We start from the raw sequence: 25,340 nt of genomic DNA on the forward strand, positions 1-25,340 counted from the left end.
CCCGGCCGCCGCCCGTCAGGACTCGACCGCCGCGGGCCCGGCCGGCCCCGGATCCACCCCCGGACCCACCCCCGGATCCACCCCGAGGTCGTCCCGCATGGCCCCGCGCATCGCCTGCCACTGCTCCTCGATGCCCGCCAGGAGGGCGTGTATCTCCTCGAACGACTGGCCGGGCCGCGGGCTGCCCTCCTCCAGGCGCATGGTCCGGTTGTACGCGCTGGACAGGATCCGGGTCATGGCGTCCAGCTGCGCCAGCACCGCCTCGGAAGCGATCATCTGGGCCTCCGCGAACGAGGCGTGCATGGCGTGCCGGGCCTCCTCCAGGCCGGCCCGCCCCTGCGCCGTGACCGCATCCTTGTGGACGAGCCACAGGTAGTTCATGAGCTCCACGCGGTAGCGGCGGTAGCCCGCGTTGGCCGTCACGTAGCACGCGCGCCGGGTCTCCAGCTCGACGACCTGCCGCTCGCGCAGCCACTGGGCACGGGCCACGCGCTCCTCACGGGAGAACTGCTCCGCCTGCACGCGGCCCAGCACCCGCTGCGACAGGATCGGCGCGAGCAGCGTGCCCGTCACCGCGACGACCGCGCCGGCGAGCGCGAGCAGTGCGTTGTCCACCGTGCCTCCGAGCGGTTCCCGAGTGGTCGTGACCATGCCACCCGCGTCATCCTGCCGTGCGCCCGGGCGGTCCGGGGCGATCTTGCGAGCATTGACCGTTGCCCCGTCCGGCCCGGGGCGGCCGGAACGTGAGTGGCCGGCGTCACCATGCAGGCAGGTTGAGGCGGTACTCGGTGCGGGAGTCACCGCGCATGGAATCCGCCAGCTCGGCGACGTGTTGCGCCTGGGTCGCGGACAGGCACCGGACCTCCCACAGCAGCGCCGCGGCGTCCACGGCCTCCGGGGCCGCAGGCTCCGGCGTCTCCGGCAGGAAGACGCCGGTCAGCGCGGCCAGTTCGCGGGCCTCGATCCCCAGGATGGCCGCGAAGTCCGTCACCAGGCGGGGCGTCAGCTCCTTGTGGCCGTCGCTGATCACGCCGTAGGTGGATGTCGACAGGTACGTGGGCGTCACGACCGCCAGGATGTGCGCCAGGCCGCTCCACTTCAGGTTGCGGTACCGGCACATGCGGATCAGCCGACCACCCGGACTGTCGGCGAGCGGTGCCGGCTTCTCCGGGGCGAAGCGCGAACGGCGCTCCTCCCGAGGCAGCGAGCGGATGATCTGCAGGAGCTCGCGTCGTCCCGCCGAGGGGAGGTGGACCGCATCCATCACGATGTTCGGAACCCATGAGGCGGCCGCGGCGTCCAGCGGCGCCAAGTCCGCCGGAACCTCCACTCCTGCGAGGACGAACAGATCGACGGCGTGGAAACCCAGCGCGGTCGCGAGCCGTCGGAGCAGCCCCTCTCCGGGCGTCTCCCGGGCGAGCACGGCCCGGATCTCGTCCGCGGTCACCCCGGCGAGGTCGGCCAGGTGCTGCACGCCGACCCCCCTACCGTCCAGTAACCGCCCCAGCGCCATGCCGAAATCGGGGGAGTTTGTCATGTTCACAGCCTAGTCGGGAGCGCGCGTCCTGGGCCGTCCGCGGGCCGCGCAGGGCTCGGTCTCCACCGGTGATGACCGGTGGTGACCGGAGCGTGGGACCCGCCCCGGGCCGTGCCCCGGCTGAAGGCTTCTGACCTACCCATTCGCCCGCGGGTATGGACGTACGACAAGATGGGGTGTTACTGGCTGCTGGATCACGGAAAACCGCCCTCCACCTGCGGCGGAACCGCAAGCGGGGGGCCGTCTCATGCCGCCTGGGCCGTCTGTGGGCCGCCGTCGGCGGGGGAGAGGTTGCTAGGAAGCGATTTCCTTCCAGCGCCCAAGGTCACGGTCTTACCTCTGGGCTGGGGGTTGCAGGCGGGCTGTTCGGACCCTGAACAGCGTCCACCATGGCTTGTCCGTGTGCGTCGACGAACTTCGTGAACAGCTGCTGGGAGTACCCGAAGATGATGGCCCACGCGATGATTTGGGCCGAAGAGTCGAGAGCGCTAAGGCCCGGGACGAAGCCGCCACCCATGAGCAGCAATCCGAGTACGGCTGTCAGTGCCCCGGTGGGTAGCTTCAAGAGGGCGAGGGCGACAGGCACGTTGTACGGCAGTGCTGTTCCCCTAATCCGTCTCAGCGATGCTGCAGAAGCAATGGCAGCGGCTACGACACCGACGAACTCGATAACGATGTAGTCCTGGGGTCGCGTGGTGCTGGCGATTTCGCGGACGCTCGGCGGAGACTCCCCGACGTCTCGGCTGTTCGTTGGGCAGACAACCGCATACTCCCCCATGTTCTCTGGGGTGAAGCACAGTGGAATCGTGTCTTCCCAGCCGACAGAGAAAAATGCGACAGCGGCCGCAATGGTACCCAAGCCCACTGTCACGAATGTAACGATTCGCACGAAGCTGCGGACGCGAAGTGTTTCTTTCCGCAGGAGGCGTCGAGCGAGACTGGCTGTCTCGGCAAGAAATGCGCGTTCGCTGGGGGTGATCTCGCGATCGCTGTTCTGCTTGAGCTCGTTTGCGATCTCTGTGACCCGCATCCGGCGGAGATCGCTGGCGGCGAAATGTTCGTCGACAAGAGCCGAAATTTGAGGCAGCAGAGCCTTGACGTCATCACCGGAAGCCATCCAGACGATGAGGTTCAGGGCGGTATCGACACGCGACTGCGCGACACCCAAGTGCGCCGCACGCCTCATGGTCGGATGAGATTTATGCGCGAGCGCATCCTTTGCCACCTTTAGCTCCGCGCGAGCCTGATCTGTGTACGCTTTCGCCAAACCGCGCCGTTCGGGATCAGCCAGCGCGCGTTTCTCGGCAGCCACAAGAATCGGCTCTAGTTCGGCAATCCTTCCCAGCAGCCCCTCTTTCTGTTCCCACGGCCCCATTTCCCCGCGAGAGGCCCAGAACGGAATTCTTTTTCCTACCAGGCCTAGCGCCCTGCTAAACCGGCCTTCTGGGCGTGCTCCGTCCTCGGGTGGCGGTGCGTCCTTATTTCGGGCTGCTCGGCCCTTTGATGCATCCACTGTCCACTTAGCCATGTTGACTCCGCTGGATCTCGGCAGCTCCCGGTTGGGGGGATGGATGAATCGGCCGAAATGTGGCAGGTCCTGATGGAGGTACACCCGACTGGGTTAGGAAATTCACTGCAGAAACGATCGCCTTACGTGTCGGATTGTTGGGCCAGTGGTCGCAAGCCCGTTCGCTTGTGTGGGCATGGTTTGCGACCACTGGAGGTGAGGACAGGGCGAGGATGTCCCTTCAGGTCAACGGTGGGCGCCGCCTGAGCCCGAACGTCCATGCACCCGCCAGATGCGGGGGATAGGGGCTCTGACCTGCGTGGCGACAAGCGACAAGACAAGCGACAAGACAAGCGACAAGACAAGTGACAAGCGACAAGGGCGGCACGCCGTAGCCGCATGTGGCTGAGGGCGAAGAGACCACCGCCTCCTGCGCGCCCGGATGCTCCAGGTCCCGCGCGGGCCGTGGACTCTTCCCCGAGTGCTTTCCGCGCCCGGATCGGCGAGAGCGGGCGGGATCCGAGCGGCTCAGCGTCCGCAGGCCAGAACCCTCTAAGAGGACATCTCATTTGGGGGCCTAAGTAGGCTGCACGTGTGACGATCGTGGAGCGTCTCGTCCCGGACGAGTTGTGGGAGTTGTTCCAGTTGGTGGTGCCGGATGCGCCGACGCGCCCGCAGGGCGGCGGTCGGCGTCGGTACGGGGACCGGGAGGTGTTGGCGGCGATCGTGTTCGTGGCGACGTCGGGGTGTACGTGGGCTCAGCTGCCGCCCTGTTTCGGCCCGTCCGGGCCTACCGCCCATCGGCGCTTCACCGAGTGGAGCAGGGCCCGGGTGTGGGCCAAGCTCCACCGGGTCGTCCTGGACGAACTCGGCGCGCATGGCGAGCTGGACTGGTCGAGGTGCGCGGTCGATTCGGTGAACATGCGGGCCCTGAAAAGGGGGAGCTGACGGGTCCGAATCCTGTGGATCGGGGCAAGTACGGGTCGAAGATCCACCTGCTCAACGAACGCACCGGTTTACCCCTGTCGCTCGCGATCTCCGGGGCGAATGTCCACGACAGCCAGGCCCTGATCCCGCTCGTCGACGCGATCCCGCCAATCCGCTCGCGACGCGGCCCGAGACGGCGCAGACCCGGCAAGCTGCACGGCGACAAAGCCTATGACCACCGCTTCGTCCGCGCCTTCCTGCGCCGTCGGCGGATACCAGCCCGCATCGCCCGCCGCGGGATCGAGACCTCCAACCGCCACGGCCGGCACCGCTGGGTGATCGAGCGCACTGTCGCCTGGCTCGGCGGCTTCCGCCGGCTCCACCGCCGCTACGAACGCAAGGCCGACCACTTCGCCGCCTTCGCCAGCATCGCAGCAGCCATCATCTGCACCCGCAGACTCTCCGAATGAGATGTTCTCTTAGCCCCAGTTCTGCAGCTGCTGGAGCAGGTCGGCATCGCCCTCCATCCGCAGCGAGCCGGCCGGGATGCGCATGTACATGAGCAGGGCCATCTCACTCGCCGTGCCGTAGATGGCGGCGGTGGGCTTGCTCTCGGCGGCCTCCGCCGCGGTGAGGCGGGTGAAGCGGGAACCGGCGGCGTCCACCGTCTGGCGCCAGGAGCCAGCCTCGGCTGCGTGGTAGTCCATGGTCGCGGGCTCGCCCGGCCACGGGACCGTGACGGTGCAGACGGTGGCGAGGAACTCCTCGATGGCGTCGACCGCCTCGGTCGTCGGCAGCTCCTGCGGGTTATCGGAGGCCAGCTGGGCGTCGTAGGTGTGGATCAGCGACTCCGGGACGCGGCGGCGGGCCACGGCGGCCACCGTGTGCGGCGAGGCCAGCGGCTCCCACCAGGCCCAGCAGCCCCGGTCCGGGCCGGCCTCGCGCAGAGTAGTAAGCAGCTGCTCCGTCGAGTCGGCCAGCCAGGTTATGAGGGCCTCGCGCTCCTTGGGCGCCGCCAGCCCGTCCTTGCTCGGCCGCTCGTCGCCCGGCGCGGTGTTCCGCACGATGTAGGCCCAGAAGCGGTCCCCCTCACTGAGGTGGTTCGCCAGGTCGTACAGCGTCCAGCCCGGGCAGGACGGGACGTCGGCGTCGAGGCTGGGGGCCGCGGCGACGGCGTCGCGGAACGCGGCGGACCGCTCGTCAATCATCCGCAGCAGGGTGGGGAAGTAGAGATGCTCAGTCACGCAGACCTTGTACCACCCGGACCGGAGCTCTCGCACTCGATTTAGGCCCCCAAATGAGATGTCCTCTAAGAACGTTCTGACCTGCGGCGACGCCTTTGGTGGAGTGTGGATCTTGCGGACGCTGCGGACGCTGGCGGACGCTATACATTTTGTTTAGCGTCCGCACGGAAAGTGCAGGTCAGCGGGAGTGTGGAGAGGACGGCGGACGCTGCGGACGCTATCTTCTCTCAACTCTCTAGGACGGCAGCAGGACGGCCTTCCAAGGGGGCTGCTCTTCTTGAAAGGCCCGAAGAGGAGCACGCAGCAGCAGAGGCCCGACGGGCTTCCGCTACTGAGGCATCCCGCCCTCCCACGTGGCTGAGGCCAGAGCGGCCACGTGGGAGCGGCAGCCGCCCGGGGTGGTTCCTCTGCGCGGCCGGTAGGCGCCGAGAGGTCGTCCGCCCGGAGGGTGGTCCTTCTTGCCTTCGTTGTGACGGCCACACGCCGGCCGGACTGCCGATAGCGACCGGGGAGAGTCCCGAAAACCGCGCCTGAGGCCGGATCTTCGTGTTCCTGCTGCTCGGTCGCTATCTGCTAACGACCTGATCAACGGCGGTTTTGGTCGCTAGCAGGGTTGCTAGCGCTAGCGAGGCTGGTCGCTACCGGTAGCGCCCCCTGCGGCCCCGTCCCGGGCCGTCTGTGGGCCGTCGAAGGGTCTCCAACGTCCACCAATGACGACCAACGGTGACCAGGGCGTGAGGTCGGCCTCCGGCCGCGCCCCAGCTCAGGGGCCCTGACCATACGCGTTTCCCCCAAGGGATGGACGCCTGGCAAGATGGGGTGTATCTGCCCACCATCGATCTGCCGGACGGTTTCTCTTGGCTGAGTTCATCTACACCATGCGCAAGACGCGCAAGGCGCACGGCGACAAGGTGATCCTCGATGACGTCTTCCTGAACTTCCTGCCCGGAGCCAAGATCGGTGTGGTCGGCCCGAACGGTGCCGGTAAGTCCACCGTTCTGAAGATCATGGCGGGCATCGAGCAGCCCTCCAACGGCGACGCGTTCCTGTCGCCCGGGTACACCGTCGGGATCCTGATGCAGGAGCCCAAGCTCGACGAGTCGAAGACCGTCCTGGAGAACGTCCAGGACGGCGCGGCCGAGATCATGGGCAAGCTGAAGCGCTTCAACGAGGTCGCCGAGGAAATGGCGACCGACTACACCGACGCGCTGATGGACGAAATGGGCAAGCTCCAGGAAGACCTGGACCACGCCAACGCCTGGGACCTCGACGCTCAGCTGGAGCAGGCCATGGACGCCCTGGGCTGCCCGCCCGGCGACTGGCCCGTCACCAACCTCTCCGGCGGCGAGAAGCGCCGTGTCGCGCTCTGCAAGCTGCTGATCGAGGCCCCGGACCTGCTCCTCCTCGACGAGCCCACCAACCACCTCGACGCCGAGTCGGTGAACTGGCTGGAGCAGCACCTTTCGCAGTACAAGGGTGCCGTCGTGGCCGTCACCCACGACCGGTACTTCCTGAACAACGTCGCCGAGTGGATCCTCGAGCTCGACCGCGGCCGCGCCCACCCGTACGAGGGCAACTACTCCACCTACCTGGAGAAGAAGGCCACCCGTCTCAAGGTCGAGGGCCGCAAGGACGAGAAGCGCCAGAAGCGCCTCAAGGAAGAGCTCGAGTGGGTGCGGTCCAACGCCAAGGGGCGTCAGACCAAGTCCAAGGCCCGTCTGGCCCGCTACGAGGAGATGGCAGCCGAAGCGGACAAGATGCGGAAGCTGGACTTCGAGGAGATCCAGATCCCGCCGGGCCCGCGCCTCGGTTCCATCGTCGTCGAGGTCAACAACCTCTCGAAGGCCTTCGGCGACAAGGTCCTCATCGACGACCTGTCCTTCACGCTGCCGCGCAACGGCATCGTGGGCATCATCGGCCCGAACGGCGCCGGCAAGACCACGCTCTTCAAGATGATCCAGGGCCTGGAGACGCCGGACTCCGGCGCCATCAAGGTCGGCGAGACCGTCAAGATCAGCTACGTCGACCAGAGCCGCGCCAACATCGACCCCAAGAAGACCCTCTGGGCGGTCGTGTCGGACGAGCTGGACTACATCAACGTGGGCCAGGTCGAGATGCCGTCCCGCGCGTACGTCAGCGCCTTCGGCTTCAAGGGCCCGGACCAGCAGAAGCCGGCCGGCGTCCTCTCCGGCGGTGAGCGCAACCGCTTGAACCTGGCCCTGACGCTCAAGGAGGGCGGCAACCTGCTGCTCCTCGACGAGCCCACCAACGACCTCGACGTCGAGACGCTCTCCTCGCTGGAGAACGCCCTGCTCGAGTTCCCCGGTGCGGCCGTGGTCATCTCCCACGACCGCTGGTTCCTCGACCGGGTCGCCACGCACATCCTCGCGTACGAGGGTGACTCCAAGTGGTACTGGTTCGAGGGCAACTTCGAGTCGTACGAGAAGAACAAGATCGAGCGGCTCGGCCCGGACGCCACCCGTCCGCACCGCGCCACCTACAAGAAGCTCACCCGGGGCTAGGTCGGAGACCATGGCCAGACACCACTACCGGTGCCCACTGCGCTGGGCGGACATGGATGCCTTCGGGCACGTCAACAACGTCGTCTTCCTCCGCTATCTGGAGGAGGCGCGGATCGACTTCATGTTCCGCCTCGCGCCGGGGGAGGGCAGCGCGTCGTTCACGGGCGGATCCGTCGTGGCCCGCCACGAGATCGACTACAAGCTGCCCCTCGTGCACCGTCACGAGCCGGTCCTCATCGAGTCCTGGGTGACCCGGATAGGCGCCGCGTCCCTGACCATCCGCTACGAGGTCAAGGACGAGGCGACCGCGGATTCGCCCGAGACGGTCTACGTGCGCGCCGAGACGGTGGTCGTGCCCTACGACCTCGCCGCGGGGCGGCCCCGCCGCATCACGGCCGAGGAGAAGCGCTTCCTGGAGGAGTACCTCGACGAGCCCGCGTCCGTCTCCGGCACGCGCCGGGAAGGACGCCTCGCGGCATGACCGATCAGCTGCGCTTCGCCGATTCCGGGGAGGCGGCGGACCTCGCCGCCTTCCTGGGCCGGCTGGTGCACTACGACCGCGCCGCCGCGGTCCGCCTCCAGGCGGGCGGCGGCGCGCTCGCCGTTTTCGGGCGCCCGCCGTCCTTCGAGGTCCTGGCCATCCGCACGGTGCGGCTCGCCGTGCCCGTCGCGGCGCCGCTGGACCTGACGGTGTCCGCCGGTGAGCTCCTGGAGTCGGTGGACGAGGCCTCGGCCGCGGCCACCGTGCCCGGGGCCGTCACCGGACCGCCCTGGACCGGGGTGCTCCCGCCCCGCGGCGGCTGGCGCCGCCTGCCGGGGCTGCCCGGCCCCGAGGCGATCGGGGAGGCCGTCGCGGCCGCCGTCGCCGAGTTCCGGGCCCGCGACGAGGCCCTGCCCGTGCAGCACCGGACCCGTTCCGAGCGCGACCGCATCGGCCGCGAGATCTGGTCCCGCACCCTGGGCGACACCGAACTCCCGCTGCGCGCCGTGCACGCCTCGCAGTCCCTGGGCTTCCTGCGGCCGGTACGGGCCGCCGTGCCCGCCCCCGCGGCCGCCCCCGGCTCCGCCGCCCCCGCTCCCGCCTCCGCCCCCGTGGCGCTGCTCTCCGCCGGGAGCTGGCTGCGGCTGCGCACCCCGTACGGCTCCGTCGCCACCCGCCGCCCCGGCGCCACCGGCGGCCTGGGCGCCCTCCAGGTCCGGCCGGTCTGACCCCGGGCCCGACGAGGGGCCCTGAGGGTGTGCGGCCAGGCCTTTGATGGGCCGGCAGAGGGAAACCGAATCCATGTCGGACGTTCGAGAGCGCTTTGTGCTCACAGCCGTCCGTAGGTTTGCAGCGCGGCCGGGCCTCCGGCAGGCGGGTCCCGGGGCCCCCGGATCCACGGTGTGAGTACCGCACAAGGACGGAATCGGCATGGCAATCCCACTGATCAGGACGGTCGCCCGGCTGGGCCTCTGCGTCGTCACGGCAATCGCCGTCTGTCCGCTGGTGCCGACGACGACGGCGGCGGCCGACGGGTCACGCGCCCTCGTGGTCCCCAAGGACTATCCGACCATCCAGGCAGCGGTCGACGCCGCCCGCCCCGGTGACCGGATCGCCGTCCGGCCGGGTGTCTACCGCGAGCAAGTGGTGATCGGCAAGGATGTGTCGATCACGGGCTGGGGCGACCAGAAGACGACGATTCAGGCTCCGCCGAAGCTCATCCCCGGCGACGACGGCGGCAACTCGATCGTCGAGATCCACAACGGCGCGTCCGTCTCGCTGTCTCGGCTCGCCGTCAGCGGGCCGGGCTCCGGCACGTGCGACAGCGGCGCACTCCGCTCCGGCATTCGCGTGCTCGGGGGTGCCCGTCTCGACCTCGCCCACGCTGCCGTCACCCACATCACCGACACCCCCGCCGCACCCTGCTTCCGCAGTGCGACCGCCGTTTTCATCGGAGAGATGCCGACCGGTAGGGGCTCGGCGACGATCCGTGACACCAAGATCACGGGCTACCAGGGCGCAGGCGTGGTCGTCCTCAACCAAGGGTCCACCGCCACCGTCGAGCACAGCACCGTCACCGGGCACCGGACGCTGTCCACCGACGGCATCGAGTTCGCGGCCGGCGCGGTCGGCCGCGTCACCCGGAGCACCATCAGCGACAACGGGTGCCGGGAGCCCGACCCGGGCTGCGGCCCCGACTTCTTCAACGAGTTCCAGCACGCGGGCATCGCCGCCGACACGCCGGGCACCGTCCTGCAGCACAACTGGATCGTCGGCAACCAGGTCGGGATCTACGTGGCCGGCGTGGGGATCGACATCGCCCACAACGCCATCCAACGCAGCTCGTACGTCGGAATCGCCCTCCAGGACGGTTCGTTCACAGTCCGCAGGGACCGGATCCAGGGCGGGGTGCACGGCGTCGCGGTCATCGCAACCGAGGTCGACACGAACGCGGTGCTCGAAGGTGTGAAGATCACACGGACGTCGGGCGCGCCGGTACAGACCTTCGAGTGTTGCGGGTTCACCGCCACGGCGACGGTGAAGCCGTAATCGGCCGACCTGGGTGAAAACGGGTGCGTCCCCGGCCTGCCCGGGGGCGAGGACCGAAGACGCGCTCCCACATCACCAGACCAACGCTCCGATGATCTGTGAGGAACGGCCTAGCCCGCCGTGTTGATCATCGACGCGGCGGCGTACGTCAGGTACTTCCACAGCTGGGCCTCGTGCTCCGGCGCCAGGCCCAGCTCGTCCAATGCGACCCGCATGTGCTTCAGCCAGGCGTCGTGGGCCGCCGCGTCCACCTGGAACGGGGCGTGCCGCATCCGCAGGCGCGGGTGGCCGCGGTGCTGGCTGTAGGTGGTCGGACCGCCCCAGTACTGGATCAGGAACAGCGTGAAGCGCTCCTCGGCGGGGCCCAGGTCCTCCTCCGGGTACATCGGGCGCAGCAGCGGGTCCTGCGCGACCCCCTGGTAGAAGCGCCGGACGAGGCGGCGGAAGGTCTCCTCGCCGCCCACCTGCTCGTAGAAGGTCTGCTCCTGAAGCGTGCCGTGCGGAATGTCATTCACCCGACCATCGTCTCAGACGCCCGGACGGAGGACCGGGGTCCCAGGACTTCGCGGGGGCCCGCGCTCGCACCCGGCGGCCGCGCGCAGGACAGTGGAGGCATGGGTGCACACACGGCACACACCCCACGCTCCGCACGCACCGAGCAGACCGGGACACGCGACCTGCGGGAGACCGCGCACGCCGCCCAGGTGCGCGAGCTGGCCGCCGCCGGCGTGCTGGACGACCCGCGCTGGCTGGCGGCGTTCGCCGCCGTGCCCCGGCACGTCTTCGTCCCCTACTTCTGGACCGGCCGCGGCGCCGGTCACGAACGGCTCTGGGCCGAGGACCCCGACCCCGAGCGCCGTGCCCGCTGGCTGCGCGGGGTCTACGTGGACACCCCGCTGGCGACCCGGCTGCGCGACGGCCGGCTGGTCTCCTCCAGCAGCCAGCCCTCCCTGATGGCGAAGATGCTGGCCGCCCTCGACGTGCGCGACGGCGACGACGTGCTGGAGATCGGGGCGGGCACCGGCTACAACGCGGCCCTGCTCTGCCACCGGCTCGGCGAGGAGCACGTGACCACCGTGGACCTGGACGAGGAGATCACCGAGTCCGCGCGGGCGCACCTGGCCCAGCTCGGCTACCATCCGGCCGTGGTCACCGGGGACGGCGCGCGCGGCTGCCCCGCCCGGGGCCCCTTCGACCGGATCATGGTGACCTGCACGCTGCCGCTGATCCCGCACGCCTGGCTCGGCCAGTGCCGGCCGGGGGCGCGGATCCTGGCCCCGCTGTCGACCGGCCTGATCGCGCTCACGGTGCGGGACCCCGACTTCGCCGAGGGCAACTTCCTGCACACCTCGGCCTACTTCGTCCCGCTGCGCGGGGCCACGGCGGCGCCGCCGCCCGACCCGGACGGCGTGTCGTACGGGATCCCGTACGAGCTGGTCGAGAACGAGCGCTTCCAGTTCATGCTCGTGCTGACCGCGGGCGTACTGCACCCCCGCGAGGCCCTGGACCTGTGGCGCCGCGAGGGCCGGCCGGCCCGTGAGCGCTTCGGGGTCTCGGTCAGCGCGGAGGGCCAGTGGTCATGGCTCGACGATCCCCAGGGACCGTACGTATGGCCCCTGGGGGAGGGATGAATCGGCCGGAGCGGATCAGCCGCGGCGGATGGTGATGGTGGTCCAGGCACCCACGTGGACGCGGTCGCCGTCGGAGAGCGGCACCGGGACGTAGGGCTGGATCGGCTCCTCGCCGCCGTTGATCGTGGTGCCGTTGGTGGAGTTCTGGTCCACCACCGCCCAGCTGAGGTCGGGCTGCTGGACGAGGACCGCGTGCTGGTGGGAGACGCCCGGGTCCTCCGGGGGCACCGACAGGTCGATGTCGGGGGACTCGCCCGTGGAGGCGCGGCGGCGGCCGATGGTGATCTGGCCGCCGGACAGCGGGAGGTGCTGCTCCGGGGAGTAGGCGGGCAGGTTGAGCCCGGCCGCCTCGGGGCCGCTGCGCTGCATCATCGCCATGAAGTACGAGCGGTCGGGGCCGATCGTCGCGGTCCAGGCCCCGCCCTGCATCGGGAAGGACTGGTGCTGCGGCGGAGGCTGCTGCTGGTACTGCTGCTGCGGAGGCGCCTGGTACTGCTGCTGCTGCGGGGGCTGCTGCTGGTACTGGGGCTGCGGGGTCTGCTGGTACTCCCGCTGCGGCTCGTGCGCGGGCGGCGGCAGCAGCCAGTCGTCCTCGCGCTGGAGCGGCTCGGCCGGCCGGTTGACCCGGGACGGCCGCGAGCCCTGGTACTCGAAGTGGTCCTGCGTGTAGGTCCCGGGAGCGGGCACGGGCGGCGGCGGGGGCGGGGCACCGGGACCCGAGCCGACGCCCGTCGCCTGGGGCCCCGGGTCCGGGGCCGGCGGCGCGTACGAGGTCGCCGAACGGGTCAGGAAGTTGTACCGGCACTCCTCGCAGAACGGGGCCATGGCCTCGCGCGGGGTGCGGCACTGCGGGCAGAGCTCGGCCTGGGCGGTCGGGGCACCGGCGGACGGGGGGAAGCCGTAGCCGTAGGAGGGCACCGCGGGCGGGCCCTCCGAGGCAGCCATGCGGTGGCCGCAGACCTCGCACCAGTCGTCGGAGGCGGACTGGTGCCCGTTCGGGCAGGTCGGCATGGCGGCGCTTCCCCCTTCTTCTCCCTGCGTCATCACGTCAGGTCTTCTCAGGTCTTCTTCACTCGGACGGTCTGTGTCGAACGCGTTTCAAGAGTCATCTCGTCGGCATCGGCGACCTTCGCTTTCAGCCGCACAGTACCCGCCACCGCGTCCACGACATCCACCACCTTCGCAAGGAGTCTTGCTGTGTCGGCGTTCCCGGAGACACTCGCCAGCTGTACCGCGCGCCCCAGTTTGGCCGTGGCGCCGTCGACATCGCCCAGTTTGCGGGCTTCGAGGCCCTGCTGGATAGCCTGCGCCAGCTCCGCCTGCCCCGTGTAGTGGGCGACCTGCGGGTTGATGGCGGTGGACGCGGCCAGATCGGTCGTCCACACCGCGCGCACCAGGCCCTGGGACAGGACGGTCGCGGCCCCGCCGGCCGTTCCCGGCAGGACGAGCGTGGCGCGGGCCGCGAGCATCTCCTGGCCGACGGCCGCCCCCGGGACGCGGACGCACACGTGGTACTCGCGGGACTCGTCGCCCCACGACCCGGTCGGGTAGTCCCCGGCGCGCGGGCCCGCCTCGGTGCGGCGGGGTGTCAGGTCCTGGACGGTGGGCGCGACCTGCTTGACGTACTGGATCTCCACGCCCACCGGCGTCCACAGCCGCAGCGAGACGTCCGCGACCTCCTTGCCCATGACGTTCTCCATCATGAGCGTGAAGTCCTCGGCGAGGTGGGCCGGGTCGGCCACGATGTCGGCGGAGCCGAGCAGCGCGCTCGCGATCCCGGTGACCTCCTTGACCTCCCAGTCCGTGCCCACCCCGCGGGCGTCGCAGGTGAAGCGCCCGGCGCAGGCGTCGAGAGTGGCGCGGAGCACGGCCGGCTCCTCGTGCTCGTTGCGTCCGTCGGTGAGCAGGATGCCGTGCCGGATGGCGGCGGTGGACTGGCGCAGCAGGCCGTCGGCCAGGCGCAGCCAGGTGCCGATGGCGGTGCCGCCGCCGGCGGTGAGCCCGCGCAGGGCCTCCTTGGCCTGGGCGCGGGTGGCCGGGTCGGCCACGGCGAGGCGGCCCTGGCCCGGGTAGACCTCCTTGGCCACGTGCGTACCGGCGATCACCGCGAAGCAGGTCCCGTCGCGCAGGGTGTCGACGGCGGCCGCCGTGGCCTCGCGGGCGCCGCGCATCTTCTCCGGCGGGTACTCCATGGAGCCCGAGCAGTCGACCATGATCACAACGGCTGCCGTGCCCTCGGCGGCCGCCGCGCGGGTGGCGGTGGCCCCGCCGGTGGCGGTCACGGTGACGATCGCGTGGACGTCCCGCCCGCCCTCCGGGAGGAACTCGTTCTGGTACACCTCCACGCTGAAGCGCGGGGCGCTCGGCTTGGCGAAATTCGCCATCGATGGGACTCCTAGGGGGCTCGGGCAGGCGGGTCAGACCTGCGGGCGCGCTTCCACTTCCGGTTCCGGTCGTGCCGCCGGGCCCGGCTCCGCCGCGGGTCCCGGTTCCTGCGTGGCGAACGGCACGACGGCCACGGTGACGTTGTCGTGGCCGCCGCCGTCGAGCGCGTGTCCCACCAGCACCTGCGCGCTGTGCAGCGGGCGGACCGCGGCGTCGGCGGGCAGCACCTGGGCCATCTCCCGCGCGGACTCCGCGTAGTTCCACAGTCCGTCGGTGCAGACCACCACCACACCGGGGTGGTCCGGCTTGAAGGTCGCGGTGTGCGGTTCGAGTTCGTACGCGTCGGCGCCCAGCCACCCGGTGATGGCGTGCGCGCGGACGTCGGCGTAGGCCTCGGCCTCGCCCATCAGGCCCGCGGCGACCATCTGGGCGGCCCAGGAGTCGTCCTCGGTGAGGCGGCGGGGCAGGGCGGCCCGGTCGTCGGGCACCCAGTACGCCCGGCTGTCGCCCACCCAGCCGATGGTGAGCAGGCCGCCGCTGACGACCGCGCCCACCAGGGTGCAGGCGGGGGCGTTCTGCGCGCCGGGGACCTCCGGGGCCAGCGCGTTCACCGCGGCCGCGGCGGCCAGGATCGCCTCGTGCATGGCCTCCTGGGGGTGGGTGCCGCGGGGCAGCGCTTCGAGCAGCGCCTCGTTGGCGGCGCCGGCCGCGGCGGCCGAGGCCTCGTCGGGGCGGCTCGCGGAGGAGACGCCGTCGCACACGATGGCCACGGTGGCGGCGGAGCCGTCGGGCAGGGCGGTGGCGGCCACCGCGAACGAGTCCTCGTTGCGGTGGTGGCGCAGCCCCCGGTCGCTGACGGCGGCGACGCTCCCGAGCTCCTCTTCGAGGTGGTCGCGCTCCCGGGGCTGTGCGTGCCCGCAGTGCTCGCAGTACCCGTCGGTGTCGACGTGTCCGGCCCGGCAGGCGACGCACGTCTTCCCGCCCTCCGCCGCGCCGGGCTGGGGCGGGGTGCCGTACGCCGGCTCGGGGGCGGGCTCGGCGGCGTACGGGTCGCCCGCGGGCTGCGCGGGATACGCGGTGCCCTCCGGGGGAGTGGCGTCGCCGGGCAGGTCGTACCGGGCGGCCTGGGGCGCCTGCGCCCCGGCGCCGTACGCATGCTCCGCGGCGCCCCACGGCGTCCCGTCCGGCGGCGTGGCGGTGTCGTACGGGTCCTCGTGGCCGGCCGCCGCGTACGGGGCTCCGGCCGGGCCCGGTGCGGATTCCGCCGCCGGTTCCGCCGGGGCCAGCGCCCAGTCGGCGGGGTCGCCCACCAGCGTCGGCGCGGCCGCGGCCACGCTGCCCCAGCCGGGGGCGGGTTCGGCGGCGCCGTGGGAGACGCCGGGGGAGGCACTGGGGGCCGGGACCCCGTAGCCGCCCGCGGCGGGGCCCGCACCCGGTCCGGCGGCGACCGGCGGCGCCGGGGGAGCCGGTGGCGCCTGCGGGATCGGGAGGGTCGGGTGGTCCCTGGACGCAGCCGGGGGAGGAGCGGTCACGGCGTAGCCGCAGACGCCGCAGAAACGGTCACCCTCCTCCAGGGGTTCCGCGCAGCTGGGGCAGCCCGACAGCCGATGCATCGACATCACTCACACCCACGTCCGGGGACGGAAACGGTTTGCCCGCTCCACCAGTTCGATCCTCTCCTCGCCGCGCCGCGCCAGCCGTGCGAGAACGCGGTACGAGCGCTCCAGTCCGAAGCGCAGGCCCTGCTCGTCCAGTTGGCTGCCGAGCAGCGAGGTCCGGCCGGGGTCGGAACCCCGGCTACCCGACAGTACCCAGTCCAGGGCCGAGCCCAGAACCTCCGTCGCGAGCCGTTCCTGCCGTTCCGGGTCCAGCCCGAACCGCCGCAGGGCCTCCACCTGGTCGGCTGCGGCCCCCAGATCGGCCAGCAGCGGCTCCTGCGGGGACCGGTCGCGCAGACGTGCGCGTACGGCCGCCACCCGGGCGGCGGTGTAGTGGATCGACGCCTCCGGTACGGACTCCAGCGTGCGCACGGCTCCGTCCCGGTCGCCCGCGGCCAGCTGGACCCGGGCGAGCCCGAAGGCCGCGCTCACGAATCCGGGGTCGGTGATCCACACGAGGCGGTAGTACTCGGCGGCGTTGTCCAGCTGGCCCAGCACCTCCGCGCACAGCCCGAGGGCCAGCTTCGGTGCGGGCTCGCCGGGGAAGGCGTCGTAGATCGCGTCGAAGGACAGGGCCGCTATCTCGTTGTCGCCGGTGGCCAGCGAGGCGATGCCGCGGGCCCACACCACCCGCCAGTCGTCCGGGTGCAGGGCCTCCAGCTCGGCCAGGGTGCGCCCGGCCGAGGGCAGCTCGCCCAGCTCCAGCCGGGCCCGCAGCTCCCGCAGCCGCAGCTCGGCCGAGTCGGACGGCGCCGCGCCCAGGGCGCCCAGCAGGTCGCCCGGCGCGGAGGCCAGCAGTCCGGTCAGGAAACCGGCGTTCGGGTCGCCCGCGTCCACGAGCGGCACGGGCAGGGCCAGCGCGGTGTCGCGTGCGGTGGCCGCTCCCGCGAGTGCCGGCGGAGACACGGGGGCGAGCACCGCACCCGCACCCGCACCCGTGGCCGCACCCGCACCCGCACCCGCACCCGTGGCCGGAGCCGACGGCGTCCCCGTGGTCGCGGGCCCCTGCCGGGGGCCCGGTACCGGTGCGGCCGCCACGTGCGTGGCCGTGCTCCCGAGCGCGGGCAACGGCGCACCCCAGGCCGACGCGGCGCCACCGGCCACCAGCGGGCCGGCGCCTCCCGGCGCCCCGGACACGGGCGTGCCGCCCGGAGGCGTGGTGCCGAGGTGCGTGGGCGCCCACGGTCCGGAGCCTCCGACGGGAGGCGTCGAGGCCGAGCCCCCGGCCGCCCCGGGCGCCTGCGCCCACGGACCGGGCGCCCCGCCCGGTCCTGCGGCCGGAGCCGCCCCGGGCAGAGCCGTGCCACCAGGCGCGTGTGCCCCGGTCCGGCCTGCCGGCCTGGTCTTTCTGCCCGGCGGGGTACCGCCGGGCTGTCCGCCCGGGCCGGGCTGCCCGGCCGCGGCGGAGGCCCGGACGGACGCGCCGCGGCCGCGCGCGAACAGCCCGCCACCCCGCCGGGAGGCGAACGGCCGGGAAGCGACCGGCCGGTAGCCCAGGAGGGACACGGCCGTCCCCGGCGCGTCGGCGAAGAGCCGGGTGTCCGGAACCCGCAGCTCCGGGCCGAAGAGGGTCGACAGCTGCGGCCGCGGCCGGCCCGTCTGCAGCGCGACCACCTCCCGCAGCACGCCCGTCAGCTGGTCCGCCATCTCCTGCGCGGACGCGAACCGCCGCCCCGGGTCCGGGTCGGTCGCCCGGACCAGCAGCCGGTAGAAGGACTCGTACCGCCGGAACACCTCGATGTGCTCGGGGTCCGGCAGCGAATCCACGAACACGTTGGTGTAGCCCTGGAAGTCGAAGGTCAGGACGGCCAGCGTCCGCGCCACCGTGTAGAGGTCGGAGGCGACCGACGGGCCCAGCTCCGCGACCTCCGGCGCCTGATAGCCCACCGTGCCGTAGATGGCCGACTCCTCGTCGTCCATCCGCCGCACCGCGCCCATGTCGATCAGCTTCAGCTGGTCCTGCTGCTGGATGGCGTTGTCGACCTTGAAGTCGCAGTACAGAAGGTTTCTGCTGTGCAGGTGACCGAGCGCCTCCAGCGCCTCGATGCCGTACGCGCAGGCCTGCTCCACGGGCAGCGGGTCACGCCGCCCGTCCGGCCGGCGCCGCTCGTTCGCGATCTCCTTCAGCGACTTGCCGCCGACGTACTCCATGACGATGTACCCGTCCAGCGAACCGGTCCGCTGGTCCAGGTGCTCGACGAAGTTGTAGATCCGCACGATGTTGGAGTGCTCGATCTCCGCGAGGAAGCGCCGCTCCGAGATCGCGGCCTCCATCGCGTCCTGGTCCCCGGTGTCCAGCAGGCCCTTGAGCACCACCCACCGGTCCGCGACCGCCCGGTCCACCGCCAGGTACACCCAGCCGAGTCCGCCGTGCGCGAGGCAGCCCGCGACCTCGTACTGGCCGCGCACCACGTCGCCGGGGTTCAGCTTGGGCACGAAGGAGTAGGGGTGCCCGCACTTGGTGCAGAACCCTTCCGTCCGCCCCGGCCGGTCCCCCCGGGCCCGGCCCACCGGAGCCCCGCAGTCCGAGCGCGAGCAGAACCGCTTGCGCTCCGGCACCTCCGGGTTCTCCAGGACCGCCGCCGAAGGATCCGGACGCGGCACCTCCGGTACGTTGACCAGCCCGGCCCCCAGCCGGCTGCGGCCCGAGGCCGCCGAGCCCGAACTGCGCACCGACACCGACCGGGTGGACGCCGTCCCCGGCAGCGACCGCGACAGCCGCCCCGACACCGAGCGCCGGGAGGAGGAGGACCGGGAGGAGCGCGCCGAGGCCGAGGACCGTGCCGAACCGTGGGACCCCTGCGAGCCCATCGACCCCCGGGACCCGCCGGACCCCAGGGAACCCCGGGCCGCGCTCGTCATCCCCGTCGGCGGCGACACCAGCTCGTCCGCACCCGCCGCGACCGCGCCGATCGGCGCCAGCCCGCAGGTGTCGCAGTACACCTCGCCGCCGCCCATGTCCTCGTACGCCCCCGGGCAGCCGGGGCGAACGCACGCGGTTCCGATCAGGCTCATGCGTCCTCCTTCCCCGGCCCGTCGGGCCGGAACTGCTCAGGCAGGTGCTCCGGTGGCTGCGGCGCCAGCGACTCCGCCGTCGCCTGCTGGTAGCGCAGGACGGCCTGTTCCGCGGCCCGCAGGTCGCAGGGCGCGCTCCACAGCATCCGCCGGGCCGTGTCGTACCGCTCGATCAGCAGGGGGTCCTCCGCCATCCCGTGGCGGGCCACCTTCGCCTTGTACGCGTCGAGCCGCCCGCGCAGCTCGGCCCGTACGGCCAGCGGCGCCGTCACCGCCGTCAACGATTCACGGGCCCGGCGCAGTTCCTCCTCGGCCCGCTCCTCCAGGGATTCCAGCAGGGGCGACAGCCGGTGCCAGCGGGCCTGGCGCCGGTGCTCGGCCGCCGCCGCGAGCTGTTCCTGCAGCACCGTCGGCGGGCCGCTGACCGCGGGCACCTCGGACGCGGCGATCTTCGCCAGCACCTCGCCGCGCGCCGTCCGCGCCTCCGCCAGGGTCCGGTCCGCCCGCGAGAGCACGTCCCGCAGGCTGATCAGCCGCTGCTCGGCGTCCTGCCGCACCGCCAGGACCGCCTCGACCTCACGGCGTACGTCCTCCAGCGCCAGCGCGGCCCGGTCGTAGCGCCCGGTGTCCGGCCGGCCGCCGCCGGGCGGCGAACTCCCCGGCGCCGGCAGCCAGAACGCCAGCGGATCCGCGATCACCTGCGCCCGCAGCTGCGCCAGCTCGGCGGTGATGTCCTCCAGGTCGTCGCCCGAGGGGTGCTCGCCCGGGCGCACGCCCACCGAGTGCGCCAGCGAGCGCGTGCGGTGCAGCTCGGCGCCGAGCAGGTCGATCCTGGCGGGCAGCGCCGACCACACGGCGTCGGCGGCGACCACCACGTCCAGCGACCGCGCGTACAGGTCGTTCATCCGGGCCACCAGCTCGGCGAGCGAGAGCCGCTCGGCCAGCGCTACGCCCTCCGCCGCGGCCCCGGCGATCAGCACACCGGGCCCGCGCAGCCGTTCGGTCAGCTCGATCAGGTCCTCGCGGTTCGGCCAGCGGCGCCGCTCCCGGACCTCCCGGGCGGCCGTCAGGGCCCCGCTGTACGCGTCGAAGTACGTCCACAGCCGGGTGATGTCCGCGTCGGCGACCACCCAACGCTCCTTGGTGACCCCGGTCAGCGCGGCGCCTTCCAGCAGCCGGCGCCCGGCGTGGTCCTGGAGGGCGAGCAGCGAGGTCTCGACGGCCTCGTGCTCCGCGCCCAGCCGGGTCAGGGCGCGGTCGACGCCGTCCCTGTCCATCACTGCCGACCACGCCTCCACCGACCGTGCCTCCGCTTCCGCTGCCGCCTTCGTGTCCGCCTCCGCCTCCGTGTCCGACCCCGCGCCCGGTTCCGGCCCCGAAATCGCCACCGCCTCAGCCGTCCCGGTACTTGGGTGCGGGCGGCGCGGACACGCCGGGCAGCACGGGCTGCAGGTGCTTGAGGTACGCCTTCATCCACGGGCTGTCACTGCCGCCCGCGCGGTAGTTCTCCAGCACCTTGTTGACGCGGCGGACCAGGTCCGACGCGTCCTTGTTCATCGCCACCCCGTAGAACTCGCGGGTGAAGGGCGAGCCCACCAGCTGCACCGCGGGGTCCTGCGCGGCCTGGCCGGCCGCGAGGGCGTTGTCCGTGATGATGCCGTCCACCTCGCCCAGCTGGAGCCGGACCAGGCAGTCGAGCTGGTTGGCCACGGTGACCGGCACCGAGCCGTACGACTGGGCCTTCAGCGCCGCCTCCGCCGTGGAACCGGCCGCGAAGCAGATCCGCTTGTCCTTCAGCGAGGTGTCGTACCCGGTGATCGGCGAGCCCTTGGGGGCCAGCACCTGCTGCCCGGCCTCGAAGTAGGCCGTCGAGAAGGCGACGTCCTCCAGCCGCTTGCAGTTGATGGTCATGGTCCGCACGACGATGTCGACGCGGCCCTCCTGCAGGGCAGGGATGCGCTGGCTGGTGGGGATCGCCCGGTAGATGACCGCGTTCTCGTCGCCCAGGATGTCCTTGGCGATGGCCTTGACCAGGTCGATGTCGAAGCCGTCCAGGCGGCTGCCCTCGGCCGTCTGGTTGCGGTAGCCCCAGCGGAAGCTGTTCTGGTCCACGCCGGCGACGAGCTTGCCCGCAGCCTTGATCCGCGCGATGGCCGCCCCGTCCACCTCGGCCGGGCGCAGGCTGGCCTCGGGGTCCTGGCAGGTGTCGGTGAGGACCCACGGTGCGGCCGGGGCCGCCGCCATGGCCGCGGGCCTGCGGACCGGCGGCGCGCCCGCGTCCGGCGTCGCGTGGGCCAGCGGCAGCAGCACGACCGCGGCCGTCATCGCACAGGCGGCGGCCATCGCGCTCACCCCGCCCCAGCCGCGCAGCCGGCCCGCCGCCCGCCGTATCCCGGACACCGCGACCGGAGCCGCCTCGCGGCCCTCGAAGCCGCCGCGACCCGCACGGCCTTCGCGGCCCTCGTAACCCTCGTGACCTTCGGCGGCCCGCCTCGCTCGTATCCGCATCGCTCTCACCTGTACTCCGAAAGCCTGCGCCCGATACCGAGCAGAGCCGCTGCCGCGCCGACGACCACCAGGATCGCGGACCCCGTCACCAGACCGCCCAGCGCGCCGATCCCGTCCCGGGCCGCACGGGTGAACTCCCGCTGTTCGTGGGCCACCGCCAGCTCCAGCGAGGCGTCCACCGTGTCGAAGGCGGCCCCGCTGCTCTCCTTGTGCTTCGCGTCCCCGACGACCAGGGGCAGCGCGGCCTCGTAGTCCCCCTTCAAGTCCGCCTCCCGGGCCGCCGTGTGCCGCTGCTTCCACTGCTTCACGCCGTCCACGGCCCGGCTCACGGGCGTCCGGCCGGCTTCGTCGTCGGCCAGTTGCAGCGCGGTCGCCAGTCCGGCGTCCAGCTGCTTCATGTTGTTCGTGAATTCCACGTCGTACTTGTCGGACTTCTTGTCGTCCGCCAGGACGGCGCCCCGCGCGATCAGAGTCAGGTTCTCACCGGCGCGCGCCTTCAGCGATGCGATCCGCGCGTCGTTGAGCACCTTCATGGACTCCTGCCCGTCCGCCCGGGCTTCACTCAGCGACGACCGGGCCACGGTGTGCCCCACGGCCAGCCACAGCAGGACCACCACCGACGCGGCCGTCGCGGCCATCAGTCCGTGGTTGAAGACCCGGTTGGTGTGCAGGTAGTTGCGCCGCTGCGCCCACACCAGGGCGGCGACCGCGAGCACGCCCAGACCGAGCGAGGCCAGCGGCCAGGAGCGGGCGTCGTCGTGGTCCGTGTAGAGCCGGCCGGTCTCCGCCTCGTACAGCCGCTGCGCGGCGGGCAGCAGCTGGGTGGTCATCTGCTCGTTGGCGTAGCGGAGATAGGCACCGCCCAGCGGCAGGCCCTGCCGGTTGGTGGCCCGGGCCTGCTCGATCAGGCCCGTGTAGCGCGGCAGCTGCTCGCTCAGCAGGGCGATCTGCTCGCGCGAGTCCTCGTTGCCGCCGGTGTTGGCGGCCGCGCTGACCAGCAGCTTGGAGGCGTTGGCGATGTCCTTCTCGTACCGCTGGCGGACCTCGCGCGGCTCCTGACCCCCCAGGAGGAACCCGCTGGAGGAGGTCGTGTCGGCGTCCGCGAGGGAGCGGTAGATGCTCGCCGCGTCCGCGCTCAGCGGCTGGCTGCGGCCCACCACGTCGTCGGCCGCGGTCGACCGGCCGGAGATCTCCCACACGCTCACCGTGCCGAACAGCACGATCAGCGCGGCCAGGACGGCCCCGATGATCCGCAGCCGCCCCGGCTCGGTGGTCGCCGCCTCGCGCAGCCGCTCCACGCCCTCGGCCCAGGCGGTGCTGCGCCCCGGCGGCCCGTCGGGCGGCACGGAAACACCGCCCCCGGGCGCGGGCGCGCGTGATGTGATCGCCACCGTGACCTCCCCCTCGGTCCTGTCGTCCCCCGGCCAACGCCGGGAGGTACCCCCTGCGCAGCAGTATGGCCGTAGTGCCGGTGGACCACAGCACCCGGTGCCGGATCCAGGGCGATGCGCCCGCGGGCGCCCTCCGTCACGCCCTTCACCTCAATACGCGTTCACCGGCGCCACGGTTCCAGACCCGCCGCCTTCCGGGGCGGGTTCATCCGAAATGGGTACGGAGTTTTTCGTGGGCCCCGGGAGGGGAGCCGACCGCGTCCAGGCCCAGGAGCCCGGCGCCCAGCACCGGCGGGGCCGTGATCACGGTGATCAGGGCGCGCGGGGCCCGGGCGGTGAGGGCCGTCGCGATCCGGTCGTTGAGCTGGGGGTGCCGGGCCGCCAGGACGCCGCCGCCCAGGACCACCGGGACCTCCTCGTCGAGCAGGCCCAGACGGGACAGCGCCACCGACGCCATCGCCACGATCTCGTCCGCCTGGCGGTGCACCAGCGACAGCGCCACCGGGTCCCCGGCGGCCGCCACCGCGAACAGCACCGCGGTCAGCTCGTGCCGCCGGCCGTGCGGGACGCCGCCCAGGTGCAGCGCCTCGATCAGCGAGGCCATCGAGTCGTGGCCGAGGTGCGCGGGAAGCGCCCGGGCCAGCTCCGTCGCCCCGCCCCGCCCGTCCTCGGCCCGGGCCGCGCACCACAGGGCCTCCTCGGCCAGGCTGCCCCCGCCGCCCCAGTCGCCGGAGATCCGGCCGAGGGCGGGGAAGCGCGCGGTCCGCCCGTCCGGGGTCATCCCCACGCAGTTGATGCCCGCCCCGCACACCACCGCGACACCGCGGGGCTCGTCCACGCCGGCCCGCAGGACGGCGAAGGTGTCGTTGCGCACGTCGGTGGCCGCGCCCCAGCCGCGCGCGCCGATCGCGTCCGCGAGCCGGCGCTCCTCCACCGGCAGGTCGGCGTTGGCCAGGCACGCCGACACCCGGGCGGCGTACGGGGATCCGGGCCCGGCCGCGGGCAGTCCGGCGGCGGCCACCGCCTCGGCGACGGCCTGTCCGAGGACGTCCACCGCCGCCTCCACGCCGTGGCGCGGAGGCTGGAAGCCCCCGGACCGGCCGGTGCCCAGCACGGTGCCGTCGGCGGCGATCAGCGCCACGTCGGTCTTGCTGTTGCCCGCGTCGACCGCCAGCACCGAAGGCAGGCTCATGCGGGTCGTGCGGGTCATGCCCACGGCAGGTGCTCCTTGTTGTGGGCGAGGAGCCGGTCGGTCAGCCCTTCGGCCAGGTCGAACTGGCCGACCAGCGGATGCGCCAGCAGCGCCTTGCAGACCCGATCGCGCCCGCCGCGCAGCGCCGCGTCCAGCGCGAGGTCCTCGTACGCCGTCACGTGCGAGAGCAGCCCGGCGAACAGCGGGTCCAGCCGCGGCACCGGCAGCGGCCGCGGGCCGGAGCCGTTCGTGCCCCGGACACGCGCCTGCACCTCGATGACCGCGTCGTCCGGCAGGAAGGGCAGTGTGCCGTCGTTGCGGGTGTTGACCACCTGGAAGGCCGGGCCGCCGTCGCCCAGCAGCGAGGCCGCCAGGTCCACGGCGGCCTCCGAGTAGAAGGCGCCGCCCCGCTTGGCCAGCAGGGCCGGCTTCTCATCCAGCGCGGGGTCCCCGTACAGGGCGAGCAGTTCTCGTTCCATCGCGGCGACCTCGGCGGCCCGCGAGGGCCTGGTGCCGAGTTCCCGTACGACCTCGTCGTGGGCGTAGAAGTAGCGCAGGTAGTAGGAGGGGACGACGCCGAGCCGGTCCAGCACCGCCCGCGGCAGGTGGAGGTCCGCGGCGACGGCCTCGCCGTGATCGGCCAGCAGCCGCGCCAGCAGGTCCTCGCCGTCGGGGCCGCCCCTGCGCACGCCGAACTCCCACGTGAGGTGGTTCAGGCCCACGTGGTCGAGGTGGACGTCGGCCGGTGCCAGCTCCAGCAGGGCCGCGAACTTCCGCTGGAAGCCGATGGCGACGTTGCACAGCCCGACCGCCTTGTGCCCGGCCTGGAGCAGGGCCCGGGTGACGATCCCGACCGGGTTGGTGAAGTCGATGATCCACGCGTCCGGGCTGGCCCGCCGGACCCGCTCGGCGATGTCGAGGACGACCGGGACGGTGCGCAGCGCCTTGGCGAGCCCGCCCGCGCCCGTGGTCTCCTGCCCCACGCAGCCGCACTCCAGCGGCCAGGTCTCGTCCCGCAGCCGGGCGGCCTGCCCGCCGACGCGCAGCTGGATCAGGACCGCGTCGGCCCCCTCGACCCCCGCGTCGAGGTCGGCGGTGGTGGTGACGCGGCCGGGGTGTCCCTGCCGGGCGAAGATCCGCCGGGCCAGGCCGCCGATCAGCTCCAGCCGTTCGGTGGCCGGGTCGATCAGTACGAGCTCGCTGACGGGCAGGGTGTCGCGCAGCCGTGCGAAGCCGTCGATCAGTTCGGGGGTGTAGGTGGAACCGCCGCCCACCACTGCGAGTTTCATCGTC

General features: G+C 72.3%; 20 protein-coding genes. 6 read left to right on the forward strand and 14 right to left on the reverse strand.

Translation table 11 applies throughout. From position 1 onward, the window contains the following. Positions 1 to 15 precede the first annotated feature (15 nt). From OG534_RS24235 to OG534_RS24245, 3 genes are all read right to left on the reverse strand, one after another. Complete coding sequence (locus OG534_RS24235; RefSeq protein ID WP_326590657.1) at positions 16 to 651, reverse strand: hypothetical protein; 636 nt, start codon at positions 649 to 651, stop codon at positions 16 to 18. A 106-nt stretch (positions 652 to 757) separates the two neighbouring features. Then, complete coding sequence (locus OG534_RS24240) at positions 758 to 1,537, reverse strand: hypothetical protein (protein WP_326590658.1); 780 nt, start codon at positions 1,535 to 1,537, stop codon at positions 758 to 760. Positions 1,538 to 1,862: 325 nt separating this feature from the next. Then, a complete protein-coding gene (locus tag OG534_RS24245) occupies positions 1,863 to 2,912 on the reverse strand; it encodes a hypothetical protein (RefSeq protein WP_326590659.1) in 1,050 nt (349 codons plus the stop codon). 732 nt (positions 2,913 to 3,644) lie between these two features. Here OG534_RS24245 and OG534_RS24250 point away from each other — a divergent pair. Further along, a protein-coding gene (locus OG534_RS24250; RefSeq protein WP_326593788.1) for an IS5 family transposase occupies positions 3,645 to 4,441 on the forward strand; the annotation gives its coding sequence in 2 pieces (ribosomal slippage) (positions 3,645 to 3,977 and positions 3,980 to 4,441; 795 coding nt in all). A gap of 9 nt (positions 4,442 to 4,450) precedes the next feature. Here the strand turns inward: OG534_RS24250 and OG534_RS24255 are convergent. Next, positions 4,451 to 5,215 carry a maleylpyruvate isomerase family mycothiol-dependent enzyme gene (locus OG534_RS24255; protein ID WP_326590660.1) on the reverse strand — a complete coding sequence of 255 codons (765 nt, stop codon included), beginning with the start codon at positions 5,213 to 5,215 and terminating at the stop codon, positions 4,451 to 4,453. An 857-nt stretch (positions 5,216 to 6,072) separates the two neighbouring features. Between OG534_RS24255 and ettA the strand changes: the two genes are divergently transcribed. The 4 genes from ettA to OG534_RS24275 all read left to right on the forward strand — a co-directional run bounded on the left by ettA (position 6,073) and on the right by OG534_RS24275 (position 10,267). Then, positions 6,073 to 7,737 (forward strand): energy-dependent translational throttle protein EttA, encoded by a 1,665-nt coding sequence (ettA, locus tag OG534_RS24260; RefSeq protein ID WP_326590661.1) that lies wholly within the window; start codon positions 6,073 to 6,075, stop codon positions 7,735 to 7,737. Positions 7,738 to 7,747: 10 nt separating this feature from the next. Beyond that, a complete protein-coding gene (locus OG534_RS24265) occupies positions 7,748 to 8,218 on the forward strand; it encodes an acyl-CoA thioesterase (RefSeq protein ID WP_326590662.1) in 471 nt (156 codons plus the stop codon). Next, positions 8,215 to 8,946 (forward strand): hypothetical protein, encoded by a 732-nt coding sequence (locus tag OG534_RS24270; RefSeq protein ID WP_326590664.1) that lies wholly within the window; start codon positions 8,215 to 8,217, stop codon positions 8,944 to 8,946. Before OG534_RS24265 ends, OG534_RS24270 begins: the two co-directional genes overlap by 4 nt. 202 nt (positions 8,947 to 9,148) lie before the next feature. Beyond that, positions 9,149 to 10,267, forward strand: coding sequence for a right-handed parallel beta-helix repeat-containing protein (locus OG534_RS24275; RefSeq protein ID WP_326590665.1), 1,119 nt, complete (start codon positions 9,149 to 9,151; stop codon positions 10,265 to 10,267). A gap of 110 nt (positions 10,268 to 10,377) precedes the next feature. Here OG534_RS24275 and OG534_RS24280 read toward each other — a convergent pair whose 3' ends face one another. Continuing rightward, complete coding sequence (locus OG534_RS24280) at positions 10,378 to 10,782, reverse strand: globin (RefSeq protein WP_326590667.1); 405 nt, start codon at positions 10,780 to 10,782, stop codon at positions 10,378 to 10,380. 99 nt (positions 10,783 to 10,881) lie between these two features. On the opposite strand from OG534_RS24280, the gene OG534_RS24285 reads away from it, so the two are divergent. Further along, the gene (locus OG534_RS24285) at positions 10,882 to 11,898 is read left to right on the forward strand and encodes a methyltransferase domain-containing protein (RefSeq protein WP_326590669.1); all 1,017 of its coding nucleotides are present in this window, start codon (positions 10,882 to 10,884) and stop codon (positions 11,896 to 11,898) included. Between the two features lie 15 nt (positions 11,899 to 11,913). On the opposite strand, the gene OG534_RS24290 is transcribed toward OG534_RS24285, so the two are convergent. The 9 genes from OG534_RS24290 to OG534_RS24330 all read right to left on the reverse strand — a co-directional run bounded on the left by OG534_RS24290 (position 11,914) and on the right by OG534_RS24330 (position 25,336). After that, on the reverse strand, positions 11,914 to 12,942 hold the full coding sequence (locus OG534_RS24290; protein WP_442807140.1) for an FHA domain-containing protein: 1,029 nt from the start codon (positions 12,940 to 12,942) through the stop codon (positions 11,914 to 11,916). Between the two features lie 14 nt (positions 12,943 to 12,956). Beyond that, positions 12,957 to 14,282: a VWA domain-containing protein gene (locus tag OG534_RS24295; RefSeq protein ID WP_326590671.1), complete on the reverse strand. Its 1,326-nt coding sequence runs from the start codon at positions 14,280 to 14,282 to the stop codon at positions 12,957 to 12,959. A 33-nt stretch (positions 14,283 to 14,315) separates the two neighbouring features. After that, the gene (locus OG534_RS24300; RefSeq protein ID WP_326590673.1) at positions 14,316 to 15,902 is read right to left on the reverse strand and encodes a protein phosphatase 2C domain-containing protein; all 1,587 of its coding nucleotides are present in this window, start codon (positions 15,900 to 15,902) and stop codon (positions 14,316 to 14,318) included. Positions 15,903 to 15,905: 3 nt separating this feature from the next. Further along, positions 15,906 to 18,956 carry a tetratricopeptide repeat protein gene (locus OG534_RS24305; protein ID WP_326590674.1) on the reverse strand — a complete coding sequence of 1,017 codons (3,051 nt, stop codon included), beginning with the start codon at positions 18,954 to 18,956 and terminating at the stop codon, positions 15,906 to 15,908. Beyond that, positions 18,953 to 20,233, reverse strand: a complete 1,281-nt coding sequence (locus OG534_RS24310) for a hypothetical protein (protein ID WP_326593791.1) — start codon at positions 20,231 to 20,233, stop codon at positions 18,953 to 18,955. The genes OG534_RS24305 and OG534_RS24310 overlap by 4 nt, the downstream gene beginning before the upstream one ends. Positions 20,234 to 20,348: 115 nt before the next feature. Continuing rightward, positions 20,349 to 21,299 carry a glutamate ABC transporter substrate-binding protein gene (locus OG534_RS24315; RefSeq protein WP_326593793.1) on the reverse strand — a complete coding sequence of 317 codons (951 nt, stop codon included), beginning with the start codon at positions 21,297 to 21,299 and terminating at the stop codon, positions 20,349 to 20,351. 170 nt (positions 21,300 to 21,469) lie between these two features. Next, a complete protein-coding gene (locus tag OG534_RS24320; RefSeq protein WP_442807141.1) occupies positions 21,470 to 22,855 on the reverse strand; it encodes a hypothetical protein in 1,386 nt (461 codons plus the stop codon). Between the two features lie 205 nt (positions 22,856 to 23,060). Next, positions 23,061 to 24,065: an N-acetylglucosamine kinase gene (locus OG534_RS24325; protein WP_442807142.1), complete on the reverse strand. Its 1,005-nt coding sequence runs from the start codon at positions 24,063 to 24,065 to the stop codon at positions 23,061 to 23,063. After that, positions 24,062 to 25,336 carry a 6-phospho-beta-glucosidase gene (locus OG534_RS24330; protein WP_326590675.1) on the reverse strand — a complete coding sequence of 425 codons (1,275 nt, stop codon included), beginning with the start codon at positions 25,334 to 25,336 and terminating at the stop codon, positions 24,062 to 24,064. Before OG534_RS24330 ends, OG534_RS24325 begins: the two co-directional genes overlap by 4 nt. Positions 25,337 to 25,340 lie beyond the last annotated feature (4 nt).

It is taken from the genome of Streptomyces sp. NBC_01294 (genome assembly GCF_035917235.1).
Taxonomy (GTDB): domain Bacteria; phylum Actinomycetota; class Actinomycetes; order Streptomycetales; family Streptomycetaceae; genus Streptomyces; species Streptomyces caledonius.